Source organism: Rhizobium jaguaris (assembly GCF_003627755.1).
Lineage (GTDB): Bacteria > Pseudomonadota > Alphaproteobacteria > Rhizobiales > Rhizobiaceae > Rhizobium > Rhizobium jaguaris.
This window is the reverse complement of record NZ_CP032694.1, coordinates 1,610,807-1,623,583: the sequence shown is the minus strand read 5'-3', so window position 1 is coordinate 1,623,583 and position 12,777 is coordinate 1,610,807. Positions and strand designations below refer to the sequence as shown.

10 protein-coding genes are annotated in these 12,777 nt (G+C 60.1%); 8 read left to right on the top strand and 2 right to left on the bottom strand.

The genetic code is table 11. The features are described 5' to 3' along the window. Nucleotides 1–45: 45 nt before the first annotated feature. On the top strand, nt 46–1,587 hold the full coding sequence (locus CCGE525_RS07910) for a tlde1 domain-containing protein (RefSeq protein ID WP_120703804.1): 1,542 nt from the start codon (nt 46–48) through the stop codon (nt 1,585–1,587). A 33-nt stretch (nt 1,588–1,620) separates the two neighbouring features. Here CCGE525_RS07910 and CCGE525_RS07905 read toward each other — a convergent pair whose 3' ends face one another. Then, on the bottom strand, nt 1,621–2,724 hold the full coding sequence (locus tag CCGE525_RS07905; protein WP_120703803.1) for a COX15/CtaA family protein: 1,104 nt from the start codon (nt 2,722–2,724) through the stop codon (nt 1,621–1,623). 112 nt (nt 2,725–2,836) lie between these two features. Between CCGE525_RS07905 and CCGE525_RS07900 the strand changes: the two genes are divergently transcribed. Together CCGE525_RS07900 and CCGE525_RS07895 are read left to right on the top strand one after the other, a co-directional pair. Further along, complete coding sequence (locus CCGE525_RS07900; RefSeq protein WP_120703802.1) at nt 2,837–3,046, top strand: DUF2842 domain-containing protein; 210 nt, start codon at nt 2,837–2,839, stop codon at nt 3,044–3,046. A 160-nt stretch (nt 3,047–3,206) separates the two neighbouring features. Further along, on the top strand, nt 3,207–4,484 hold the full coding sequence (locus CCGE525_RS07895; RefSeq protein WP_425375894.1) for a GNAT family N-acetyltransferase: 1,278 nt from the start codon (nt 3,207–3,209) through the stop codon (nt 4,482–4,484). On the opposite strand, the gene CCGE525_RS07890 is transcribed toward CCGE525_RS07895, so the two are convergent. Beyond that, the gene (locus CCGE525_RS07890) at nt 4,485–6,704 is read right to left on the bottom strand and encodes a GumC family protein (protein ID WP_120703801.1); all 2,220 of its coding nucleotides are present in this window, start codon (nt 6,702–6,704) and stop codon (nt 4,485–4,487) included. It lies immediately after the preceding gene. Nucleotides 6,705–6,897: 193 nt separating this feature from the next. On the opposite strand from CCGE525_RS07890, the gene CCGE525_RS07885 reads away from it, so the two are divergent. From CCGE525_RS07885 to CCGE525_RS07865, 5 genes are all read left to right on the top strand, one after another. Beyond that, nucleotides 6,898–7,473: a polysaccharide biosynthesis/export family protein gene (locus CCGE525_RS07885; protein ID WP_120703800.1), complete on the top strand. Its 576-nt coding sequence runs from the start codon at nt 6,898–6,900 to the stop codon at nt 7,471–7,473. A 12-nt stretch (nt 7,474–7,485) separates the two neighbouring features. Further along, nucleotides 7,486–8,631 carry a glycosyltransferase gene (locus CCGE525_RS07880; RefSeq protein WP_120703799.1) on the top strand — a complete coding sequence of 382 codons (1,146 nt, stop codon included), beginning with the start codon at nt 7,486–7,488 and terminating at the stop codon, nt 8,629–8,631. Nucleotides 8,632–8,707: 76 nt separating this feature from the next. After that, nucleotides 8,708–10,270 carry an undecaprenyl-phosphate glucose phosphotransferase gene (locus CCGE525_RS07875; protein ID WP_120703798.1) on the top strand — a complete coding sequence of 521 codons (1,563 nt, stop codon included), beginning with the start codon at nt 8,708–8,710 and terminating at the stop codon, nt 10,268–10,270. Next, the gene (locus CCGE525_RS07870) at nt 10,267–11,529 is read left to right on the top strand and encodes an O-antigen ligase family protein (RefSeq protein ID WP_120703797.1); all 1,263 of its coding nucleotides are present in this window, start codon (nt 10,267–10,269) and stop codon (nt 11,527–11,529) included. Before CCGE525_RS07875 ends, CCGE525_RS07870 begins: the two co-directional genes overlap by 4 nt. Further along, entirely contained in the window at nt 11,526–12,731 is a 1,206-nt protein-coding gene (locus CCGE525_RS07865; RefSeq protein ID WP_120703796.1) for a glycosyltransferase family 4 protein, read from the top strand. The genes CCGE525_RS07870 and CCGE525_RS07865 overlap by 4 nt, the downstream gene beginning before the upstream one ends. The last annotated feature ends 46 nt before the right edge of the window (nt 12,732–12,777 follow it).

The following is a 12,777-nucleotide window of genomic DNA, read 5'->3' as shown; positions in this document are numbered from 1 at the left end:
TTTGTGAGCCGGTGGGGTGCGTATATAGTTTGGATAACGAGTAACATGGCGTTTGCGACCGAGACTTTCGGTGACATCAATTCCCGTTCCGGACAATCTTCGCGCCGGAAAAAGTCTCCAGGGCTCAGTCCTGGTACCGTCGTTACTGGCGTCGCAGTGGTGGTTTCCGCATGGGTGGCCGCAACGCTGATCACCACGCAATCGATGGTCCTGTCCCTCCCCGGTGCAGATATCTCATCTCGGGATTTGCTGACGCCGAAAGCGTCTGCCTTCATCGTTCCCCAAGAGCACGTCCTGCATCCGGCCCGCCTTGCCAGTCAAACCGTGCCCATGGGCGGAAGAATACGGGTAAGCAGTACGTCCGCCGATGCGGAGAAGCAGGAGGCCATCGCACGTTCGAAAGCGATCCTGGCGCGCGGGCTGGTCAAGCAGCAATTGGCGAGCGCACTATCGCAGCAGGCCTCAGATCTCGCGCGGGCTCAAACCGCTTCGGCCGTCGCTAAGAACGACGCACCGGTCTTGCCGGCAACGGTTGCGCATCAGGACGATGCCGCCGCCCTCCCCCTGACAAATGCCGGGAAGTCCGTCGGACAGAGCAATATTGCTGGAACAGCAGTCTCGATCACGGCCTCCACCGCTTCCATGCCGCAGCCGGCAGAGATTGCACTGAGCAAACCCTCAATCCAAGCCGCAGGGCCAAATACGGCTGCCCTGGATCATCCGGGCAAGGACAGTCTGCCGATCGCACCATCCGCAAGCGATGCACCGCCCACCGAGATGGCGTCGGCCGCTCCCCCTGCCGGAACGATCGACCGCGCGGTTGCGGAGAGCCTCGCGACGAGCGCCTCCAGCGATCCTGCATCGCAGCCTTTCGACATTATCCCGATGCCACGTCCAGACCAGACGTCCGCCACAGATAGTGCCGGATCGTCGGACGCCGGAACCATCGATCTTGCAGACGCGGAAGACGCGTCTGTTGTCGAGGAACTACCTAGCGTCGTGCCGCTGCCGCGTCCGGCCCATGTCGTGGCAAGGGCCAGCGCAAGCACGCAGGACGCTACTGACGAAACTGGCACGCCGCCGACGCACGCATTGGCCTATGCAAACCCGGACGAAGAGGTCAAACAATCGCGGCCGCTCCTCAACCCGTTCGCCGCCCTTAGCCCGCGGGGCGGAACCGCCATCTACGATATCTCGGCCAAAACTGTCTACCTGCCGAGCGGCGAACGCCTTGAGGCGCATTCCGGCCTCGGCCACATGCGTGACAATCCCCACTATGTCGACCGAAAAAACACCGGCCCGACGCCGCCTGAAACTTATAACCTGACATATAGGGAAAGCCTGTTCCATGGCGTGCAGGCGCTGCGCCTGACACCCGCAAACGGCGCCCGCGTCTATGGCCGCGACGGTTTGCTGGCTCACACGTACATGCTCAGAGGAGCCCGTGGTGGCGATTCGAATGGCTGCGTGGTCTTCAGGGATTACAGCCGCTTCCTGGCTGCCTTCAAGCGTGGCGAAATCAAGCGCCTGCAGGTGGTGGCCCGTCTGTCGTCGGCGCCCAGCAATAGCAATGTTGCGTCGCGCTGAGCTTTCAAAACAGGAGAGAGGCGGTGATCCGCCTCAGTTCCTTACAGCAATCACCGTCTGATGCGGATATTCGCCATAGAAACCGCGCCAGTTGGCGATAGCAAAGCCGAAGACGAAGAGGGCGCCAGCTTGGTGGGTCAGCGCCAGATGCAGCGGCACTTGCAAGAGTAGTGTCGAAATGCCGAGGATCGCCTGGATCAGCACCAGCACGAACAGCACGACCGATCGGCGGGCATGCGTCGTGTGCGCTGCGGCGCGCAGCGAGATGATCATATTGATCGCGACCACGGTGAAGAGCGCATAGGCGCCGAGGCGGTGGACATATTGCACCATCTTCGGGTTCTCGAAGAAATTGATCCAACCCGGTGATTGCGCGAACAACCCACCCGGTACCACCGCGCCGTCCATCATCGGCCAGGTATTATAGGAGAGACCGGCGTCGAGACCGGCAACCAATGCGCCGAGATAGATCTGGAACAGCGCCATGAATGCGATGACACCGGCAAGTTTCGCCGAATAACGCGTGGGAGCCGGGTCGTTCGAATGCGGCGAAAGTGCGCGCATAAACCACATGCAGGCGGCAAAGATCAGGCAAGCGGTGACCAGGTGGGTGGCGAGACGATACTGGCTGACGTCGGTGCGCGCTTCGAGGCCGGACGACACCATCCACCAGCCGATCGCGCCTTGCAGACCACCGAGCACGAAAATGCCGCCTAGCGGCAGCCACAGCTTCCGCTCGACCCGGCCGGTCAGAACGAAGAACAGCAATGGCACGCCGAAGATGACGCCCATGGCGCGGGCAAGCAGCCGATGCGCCCATTCCCACCAGAAGATGCCTTTGAACTCACCGAGCGTCATGTCCTTGTTCAACTGCTGGAACTGCGGGATGCGCTTGTAGAGGTCGAACTCCTCCTGCCATTCCTGCGCATTGAGCGGCGGGATGACGCCATGGATCGGCTGCCATTCGGTGATCGACAGGCCGGAATTGGTGAGGCGCGTCGCCCCACCGACCAGCACCAAGCCAAAAAGTGCCAAAAGCACGCAGGCAAGCCAGATGCGGATAGCGCGGCGATTACGGTCCTGGCGGGCCACTTCGTTCAAAACGGCCTGTTCCGGCGTGAAATTAGCGACAACCATGGGATCTCCCTTCAATCCGGCTGTTGATTTGCCTTATAGGGGCGTGCAAAACAAGTCCCGAGACTTTGCGGCATGCCGTCGCGGCACGCCGTCGAGAGAGGAGAGACCACCCTTGCCCCTTCGCCTGCGCAAATTCATCGGCATGATTCTGCTCGTTCTGCTGGTCGTCATCTATGCGATCGTGGCGATGATCGTGGCGGTGCGCACGCTTGGCGACCAGCCAGGCTGGGTGCATTTTCTCTATTTCCTTTTCAGCGGCATGATCTGGGTACTGCCAGCGATGGGGATCATCAAGTGGATGGCCGGGCCTCGTCCGCAATAGAAACCGTCCTATTCAAGTGATTTCGGATTTACGTGGAGATAACCGTGATCAACGGGAAATCTGCTCGGCCACTTCGCCATAAACTAAAAATAAGCCGCCTGCCGCGAAGACTGCATGCGAATGCTGTCCGATTGGAGACGCCCAAATGCAGGCGCAGAAGGTGCAAACACCGAAGCTTGACATTGCAGACATGCCCATCGCCGGTGCAGTGCGCGGAGAGGCAGCATCTACTGCTGCTGCGCAGGCGCTGGCTGATAGCGGCATGCGCGTCGAAATCTTCGACAGCATGGCTCCGCTGGAGGCCGAATGGCGGGCGCTGGAGCAAGATAATCTTGCCTCCCTTCATCAGAGCTACGACTGGTGCGCCGCCTGGGCCGAGACCTTTCGGCACCCGCTCGCCATCGTCCGCGGCTCTTTCAATGGCCGCTTCAATGGCCGCACCGCCTTTATCCTGCCGCTCGAAATCATCCGCACCCAGGGTATCCGGCGTGCCGAATTCATCGGTGCGCGTCACAGCAACATCAATACCGGCCTATTTTCCGCCGAATTTCTGGGAACAGCGGCCAATGGCCTTACGGCGCGGCAGCAGGCGGAGATTGCGCTGATGATGCGGGGTAAGGCCGATCTAATGGTCCTACGCAATGTGCCGCTGGACTGGCGCGGCCGGAAAAGCCCCCTCGCCTCGATACCCGCCGTCGAGAACCAGAACCATGCTTTTCAATTGCCGTTCCTTGGTGCCTTCGAAACGACCCTCAAGCAGGTGAATGCCAAGCGGCGGCGCAAGAAATTCAAACATCAGACCCGCATTCTCAATGAGAAGGGCGGTTACGAGTATGTGATCGCGGCGCCTGATCAGCGGGATGCACTACTCGATCTGTTCTTCCGGCAAAAGGCAGTTCGCTTCGAAGCGGCCGGCCTGCCGGATGTGTTTCAGGCTGGGCCGACCCAAGCGGCGCTGCACCGGCTGCTGGCGCTTCGAGATGGCGAGCGGTCCTATGCCGCGCTGGAGATGCACGCCTTGCGGCTGAAGGGCGAGCACGAGGGACATATTCCCGCAGTCGCCGCCCTGTCACGCAAGGGCGATCACGTCATCTGCCAATTTGCCTCGATCGACGAGGCGCTGGTTCCCGAAGCCAGTCCTGGCGAGCTGCTGTTCTGGCTGATGATCGAGCGGCTCCACCATGAAGGCGCCGCCCTCTTCGATTTCGGCATTGGCGACCAGGGCTACAAACGCTCCTGGTGCCCGGTGGAAACGGTGCAGCACGACCTGATCCTGCCGATTTCGCGGATCGGCCATATCGCGGCCTTCGCCCAGCGTGGAATAACGCACGCCAAAGCGGCCATCAAAGCCAATCCGCAGCTTTATGGGTTCATCCAGCGGCTCAGGGCGCGGCAAGGCGGCAGCGACGCCCCGGCGGAAGAGGCTGAAAAGGATTGATCAGGCCGCGTGCTGGCGAGCGTCGGGGCCATGTTCCTCGCGCCAGCCGGACATCAGGATGATGTGCTCATAGCCGGCCTTCTGGAATTCCGTCATTGCCGTCATGAACTGGTTCTCATCCGGTTCCGGCATGGAGAGAATGATCTCCGTATCCTTGCTGCGCGTTAGTCTCGCGACACCCGAGACGTCGGCTGCGCCGCATTCGACCAGGACGATATCATAGGCCGAGCCGAGCGCATCGAGGATCAGCGACAGGCGGTCGGCGCCACGCATGGCGCGGGTGACATCGCTGGTGCCTTGCGGCACGAGATGGGCATCGGAAAGGCGGTCGGGATGAATGGTATCCGCAAAGGCGGCCTCCCCGCAAAGCAGATCGGTCACTCCGGAAAGACCGGCGGTTTCAGCCATCAGCCGTGACGGGCAGCCGGTTCCGGTCATATCGACCAGCACGATACGGCGTCCGGCGTCGGCGACAGTGCGAGCCAACATCACGGTCGCTGTCGAGCCATTGTCGCCAGTCGGTGATATGGCGATAGCAAGACGAGAGTCGCGTTCGATCAGATAGTCGGCGACCGACTGGATCGAAAAATCCTCTTCCTCTTCTGCCGGCTCAACAGCCCCTTCCGGTCGATGCCCAAGATCGATTGCTCCTTCCATTTCGCGCGCCAACGTCTCATCGGCAGCGACGGAGAGCATGCTTGCCGGCATTTCCCCTTCGCGCGGCGTGACTGCGACCTTCGCAGGGACAGCTTCAATCACGGTCTCCGAATGAGCCGCGGTTTCCTTCCGGGCAACGACCCCACGCTCTATGGGACCGATCGGCCGCAACGCGCGGCCGCTAAAGAGTTCCGCAAGCATGATGACAATGGAGGTCAGAATAAAGGTCGCCAGCGTGGCGACGACGACGATCGGTCCGATCTTCGGGAAGGAGGGATCGACCGGTTCGACAGCCTTGGAGACCACACGGGCATCCGCCGGGCTCGAATTCTTATCGATGCGGGAAGCGGCCTCGCGGTAGCGGGCAAGATAGGTTTCCAGCAATTGCCGTTCGGCGGTCGCTTCGCGTTGCAGCGCGTTGAGACCGACGGCGTCTTCCCCTGCCCGGGCGCTATCGGCCTTCAGCGCGTTCGACTGCGCCACGAGCTGCTGCTCGCGCAATTGTGCCACTTTGGCTTCATTCTCGATGCTGGCAAGAATCTTCTTTGTTTCGCGGTCGACCTGCTGGCGGATATCGGCGAGCTGAGCGCGCAGGCTCTTCAGCTTGGGATGGCCATCCATCAGGGTCGTCGAAAGATCCGAGATCTGCGATTCCAGATTGGACTCCGTCGCTTTCAGCCGCTGGATGGTCTGCGAGCCCGAAACGTCGGCAAGCGTATCGGTGGAGCGGCCGGTGGCGAGCGCGTTGCGCACGGCCTCAGCCCGGGCCTCGGCATTGGCCCTCTCGCCACGCACCTGTGCCAGTTGACCGGAAATATCGGCAAGCTGCTGCGTCGCAAAGGTATTGCTGTCGCTGGTCTGTAGGAGACCGTTGGCGGAGCGATAATCAGCAACCTTCTTTTCGGCCTCGTTCACCTTCTCGCGCAGATTGGCGATCTCAGGCTCCAGCCAACGCGTCGCCTCGGTGTTGGAATCGAGCTTGGCACCGCTCTGCATCGACAGATAGACCTGGGCCATGGCGTTCGGGACGCTGGCAGCCAAACCCGGTTCGCGGGACGTGAAGCTGATGCCGATGACGCGTGAGCTGTTGATCTGGTAGACTTGAAGCTGATTTGTGAAGGCGTCGAGCATCCGCTCTTCCGGCGCCTTGTCGAGCGAGCTCTTTTTCAGATGCAGCATGACGAGAATGTCGGAAAGAGCCGAGCTTTTGGTGGCGGCAGCAAATTCCGGATGCTCGTAGAGCTTCAGGTTGGTAATTACCTGCTTGATAAGATCGGCCGATTGCAGGATCTGCACTTGGCTGGCGATGTTGAGTTCATCAAGAAGCGGACCGGAGCTGGCATCGTTGTTCTGCGTCGTTGTCGCGAAAGCCGGGGCGCGCTGCTCGATCAGGATGCGTGTCTCACTGCGATATTCGGGCGAGACGACCTTGGCGACGGCAAATGCTAGGCAAGCCCCCACGAGCGTGATGGCGATGACGCGCAGCCGACGCTGCCAAACGGCGCGGAAAAGCTGTGCGAGGTCGATATCGACATCCTGCTGGCTGTTGTTGGCGCCGGGCATATACAAGAACTCCGTAATATAAAGCCAAAATTAAGCGTAAACGACTATGGTAACCCAAGCGTTAATAGTAATTTCCATGTATTATTTTCGATTTTTCTAATAAAGATTGGAGAATTTTTCTTGGTCTTTACCGGCCGTTAACCCTAACGGATCGATAACGGCGTCAACGATTTTCCTCTCCTGTGAGCGCGAAATGCCCTTCGCAAAGCCCAAGATTGTCCTGGCACTCGGCATGGCTGCCGTCAGCGCTGCGCTCAGCGGCTGCAACACCTATCAGCCGGCGCCGAGAGCCTTTAGCGAAGCAACGATCCAGCCCTATGCGCTGGACAGCGGCGACCGCCTGCGCATCACCGTCTTCGACCAGGAAGGTTTGACGAATACCTATACGATTGATCAGGCCGGTTACATCGCCTTCCCGCTGATCGGCCAGGTCCCTGCCCGCGGTCGCACGCTGCAGCAGCTTTCCGGCCAGATCGCGCAGAAACTTCGCCAAGGCTACATCCGCGATCCCGATGTCACCATCGACATCGATCGCTACCGTTCGGTCTACATCATGGGCGAAGTCGGTCAGCCCGGTCAGTATTCCTATGTGCCTGGTATGACGATACAGAACGCCATCGCAGTTGCCGGCGGCTTTACCAGCCGCGCGAACCAATCCAATGCCGACGTTACGCGCAAGATCAATGGTCATGTCATGACCGGGCGGGTCGGGATCTCCGATCCCGTCCTGGCGGGCGATACGATCTATGTCCGCGAACGGCTATTCTGACCGTTCCCGACCATGGCAAAACCGCTCCGCATCCTTCATTGCTTCAGGTCTCCGGTCGGCGGGATATTCCGTCACGTCCGCGATCTTGCGGAGGAACAGAGCAGGGCAGGACATGAGGTCGGCATTCTCTGTGATAGCCTTACCGGTGGGGCGCATGAGGACTTGCTGTTCGACGATGTCAAACCTTTCCTCTCGCTCGGCGTGACGCGCCTGCCGATCAGGCGTCAGATCAGCCTGTCCGACGCCACGACGCTTTGGAGCAGCTATAAGAAAGTCAAAAGTTTGCGGCCGGATGTGCTGCACGGGCACGGCGCCAAGGGCGGCCTGCTTGCGCGCATCATCGGCTCAGCCCTGCGGGTGAACAAGTATCGCGTAGCCCGCCTTTATACCGCGCATGGCGGCAGCCTGCATTTCTCGCGCGCTTCGCCACAAGGCCTGCTGGTCCACAGCTTGGAGCGGCTGTTGGAATTTTTCACCGATGGGCTGATCTTCATCTGTGAATTCGAGCGCCGAAGTTACGAAAGCAAGATCGGCAAGCCGCGAACGCGCACCGCGATGATCTATAACGGCATCAGCGAGCGCGATTTCCGGAACATACCCACACGATCGGACTCGGTGCACTTCGTCTATATCGGCATGCTGCGGGACCTAAAAGGTCCCGATCTGTTTGTGGACGCCTTTGCCAAGACCGAACGGCGGGTCGGTCGGCCTTTGTCTGCGCTGATGATCGGCGACGGACCGGACAAGGACAAATACCGCACGATGATGATCCAGCGCGGCCTTGGCCACCGAATAGGCATGCTTCCGGCCATGCGCGTGCACGAAGCCTTTGCCATGTCGCAGAACGTCGTCGTTCCGTCGCGCGCTGAAGCCATGCCCTACATCGTGCTCGAAGCGCTGGCCGCCGAAAAAACAGTGATCGCTTCGCGTGTCGGAGGTATCGCCGAAGCGCTTGGCGAGCATAGCCCTGCCCTCGCCGAAGCAGGCAACGCCGACGACCTTGCGCGCATCATGGCGGTTGCGGTTACCGAGCCGAAATGGCGCCAGCAGACCATGCCCGATGCCGAGTCGGTCCGATCGACATTTTCGGCCGCGGTAATGGCGAGAGATACTATCGAGTTATATTACGATATACTTGAATACAGAGGCAAACATTAGAATACAAACAAGTGTTGTAAACGTTTATTAGCTCATATCTGTTAGGCCATGTCCGGTAACGACCGGATGAATTGCCATGAGCCATATTGAGAAGTCCGAGCAATTTAACTTGGACAATATTCGCAGGCAGGTTTCGGAAATCCGCACCCGCAGCGCTGAGGAACAAACCGGCGATCATCAGGCCGGCGACATTAACGCTTATGCCCGCCAGATCGCCGAACAGTTCCGTGAGGACAATCAGACGCCGGCAATCATCATCGGGCAATACCGGCTTTTCGAATTCCTGTCGCTGCTCGCCGTCGGGCTTGCGGTCCTTTTCTTCCAGATCATGCCCGGCGCCCATCCCTTTCTGACGGAAGCGGCCGTGACAATCGCGCTCTGCGGTCTCGCCATCGTCTTCTTGCAGGTGGCGGATGCCTATCAGATTCCCATTCTGCGCGCACCCCACCGTTTCCCGCACCGGATCCTGGCGTCATGGGTGGCCGCGTTTGCGGTGATGGCCCTTGCCCTGCTGCCCTTCGATCTCAACCATATCTATTCGATCCGTGTTCTCGGGATCTGGTTCGCCGCCGGCGCAGTCTTCCTCGCCGTGGCGCGTGCCGTGTTTGCCTACGGCATCCGCCATTGGGCGCGCAATGGCGTGATGGAGAGACGCGCCGTCATCGTCGGCGGCGGCGAACCGGCCAAGGAACTGATCCGCGCGCTTGAACATCAGCCCGACAACGACATCCGCATCTGCGGCATCTTCGACGATCGCGGCGAAAAGCGCTCGCCCGTAATGGTCGCCGGCTACCCGAAGCTCGGCACCGTTGCCGAGCTGGTCGAATTCGCCCGGCTGACGCGCGTCGATATGTTGATCATTGCGCTGCCGATCAGCGCCGAGGACCGTATTCTGCAGCTTCTTCGGAAGCTTTGGGTGCTGCCTGTCGATATCCGCCTGGCGGCGCATGCCAACAAGTTGCGATTCCGCCCGCGCGCCTATTCGCATGTCGGCGCGGTGCCGATGCTCGACATCTTCAACAAGCCGATCCGCGATTGGGATGGCGTCGCCAAGCGCGTCTTCGATGTCTTCTTCAGCCTGCTGGCGCTTTGCCTGCTCTGGCCGATCATGCTTGGCGCTGCGATCGCCGTGAAAACGACGTCGAAGGGGCCGGTTTTCTTCATGCAGAAGCGCCATGGCTTCAACAACGAGATCATCAAAGTCTTCAAATTCCGCTCGATGTACACCAATATGAGCGACCCGACGGCCCGTAATGCCGTCACGAAGAACGATCCGCGTGTGACGCCTGTCGGACGTTTCATCCGCAAGACCTCGATTGATGAACTGCCGCAGCTCTTCAACGTGCTGCTCGGCAGCCTGTCGCTCGTCGGCCCGCGCCCGCATGCCGTGTTGGCGGCCAGCCACAATCGCGTTTACGCCGATGTAGTTGAAGGCTATTTCGCCCGTCATCGCGTCAAACCCGGCGTTACCGGCTGGGCGCAGATCAATGGCTGGCGCGGCGAGATCGATAGTGACGACAAGATCAAGTTCCGCACGGCTTATGATCTCTACTACATCGAGAACTGGTCGCTGTTCTTCGATCTGAAGATCTTGTTCCTGACGCCCTTCCGTCTGCTCAACACGGAAAACGCCTATTGAGCGCGATCAATCTCCCCTATCCGCGCGTCGACCGGCCGCAGCTCGCAGCACTGCGGCTGATCGGCACGGCTTGCGTTGCCTTCGGGGTCTTTCTGTCAGGCTTCGTCATCGCCGAACCGGCGCCCTATGAGCTGTGGGTCGCCTTCCTCATCGGCATCTGGTTCATCCTTGGGCTGAAAATCTCGCGCAATGTCGCGCCGCTCCTGGCCTTATTCCTGACCTTCAATGTCGGCGGCATGCTGTCGCTGACGCAGATGCGCGATCTCGGCGCAAACGCCCATCTGGACGGACCGATCTACATCGCCGTCTCCACCTTCCTGGCGCTGAGTTCGGTCTTCTATGCCGCGATCATCGAAGACAGCGAAAAGCGGTTGAAGCTGATCTTCAATATCTGGGTGATTGCCGCGCTGATCACGGCAAGCCTCGGCATTCTCGGCTACTTCCACGCTTTTCCCGGCGCTGAAATCTTCACCCGTTACGATCGCGCCATGGGCGCGTTCCAAGACCCCAACGTCTTTGGTCCCTATCTGGTGACACCGACCATCTACCTGATGCACGGCATCCTGATCGGTGACTTGAAGAAGGCGCCGATCAAGGGGGTAGGTCTGTTCGTTCTGGCCTTCGGCATTTTCCTCTCCTTTTCGCGCGCCGCCTGGGGATTGTTTTCCTTCGCGTCGGCGATGCTGATCTTCTGCATGCTGCTGAAACATCGCAGCAATGCTTTCCGGCTGCGCATTCTGGTGATGTCGCTGACGGCGATTATTCTCATGGTCGTCCTTCTGATCGTCGCGCTGCAATTCCATCAGGTCAGCGACCTGTTCTCGACGCGCACGCAACTCGTGCAGGACTACGATGGCGGTCATCTCGGCCGTTTCGAGCGTCATCGCATCGGCTTCATGCTGTCGATGGAACGGCCGCTCGGCATCGGACCGCTCGTCTTTTCCACCCTCTTTCGGGAGGACGAACACAATATCTGGCTGAAAACGCTGACCACCTACGGCTGGCTCGGCTTTCTCTGCTGGGTCAGCATGATCTGCTGGACCATCTATATCGGCTTCCGCAACCTTTTGAAGGAACGGCCCTGGCAGCCCTATTTGATGATCGCCTGGATCGTCATTCTCGGCCATGTCGGCATCGGCAACGTCATCGACACCGACCATTGGCGCCATCTCTACATGCTGATCGGCATCGTCTGGGGCTGCGGGGCACTCGAGCAACAGTATCAGCGCAGCTTGGCTCGAAGGGAAGCAGCACCGTGACCATCAATGTCGGCATCAAACGCCTGTCGCTGCTGCAAGTTCTCGAACCAAGCGGCGGCGGTTCCGGGCGGCATTTCCTCGATCTCTGTCTAGCCATGCAGCGTCGCGGCCATTCGGTGACGGCGATCTATTCGCCGGTGCGTGCCGAAGCCGCTTTCGTCGCTGAATTGGAGGGTATGGGCCTCGACAGTGTCATCCCCCTCGCCATGCGGCGCGCGCCGGGACCATGGGATGTCACCGCTTGGTGGCAAATTCGCAAGATTGTTGCCCGGCATGGGCCCTTCCATCTGATTCACGGCCACAGTTCCAAGGCTGGAGCGCTGACGCGGCTGAGATTGCCGGGTCCGCATATCCCCGTGATTTACACGCCGCATGCTTTCCGCACCATGGATCCGACGCTCGGGCCTAGGGGTCGGATGATCTATGGCGGCATTGAGAGACTGCTCGGCGCCTGGCTGTCCGACCGCCTGATCTGCGTGTCCCGCGATGAATATAATCACGCGCTGTCGCTCGGAATTCCCGAGGAACGGCTGCGGATCGTCGTCAACGGCGTCAGCGCGCCGCCATCCGGTCAACGCGCCGCCATCCGTGCACGCTACGGAATACCGCAGGACGCGCTGCTTTTCGGTTTCGTCGGCCGGCTGACGCCACAGAAAGCGCCGGAGCGGCTTGTCGAAGCTTTTGCCCGCATAGCCAAGACCCTGCCGCAAGCACACCTGCTGATGATCGGGATCGGCGGACTGGCCGACACCGTCAGCGACATGATCAAGGCCGCCGGCCTCGAAAATCGCGCGCACCTTGATGGCGCTATTCCCGGCGCCACCGCGGTCGATGCCTTCGATGTCGTCGTTATGCCGAGCCGCTACGAGGCCATGTCCTATGTCATGCTGGAAGCTGCCGCCGGCGGCAAACCGTTGCTGCTGACCGATGTCGGCGGCGCGCGCACGGTGATCGAACCCGGTAAGAACGGCTTCATCGTCGCCAATAGCGACGATTCCTCGGAACTGGTCGCAGCGATGACGCGCTTTGCCGACCCCAAATTGCTGCGAAGCTTCACCGCCGAGGCGCGGCTGCGCAAGGACGGCTATACGCTCGCCGGCATGGCCGATGCGACCGAGGAAATCTACTTCGAATTGCTTGGCTATCGCGTTCCTAACATCCTAAGAACGCCGGAGAAAATGGTGTTACGCAGCGCTTCCTGAGGGATGAGGGAAGAATGCAGCACCAATTCAGGTTCGCACAGGATTC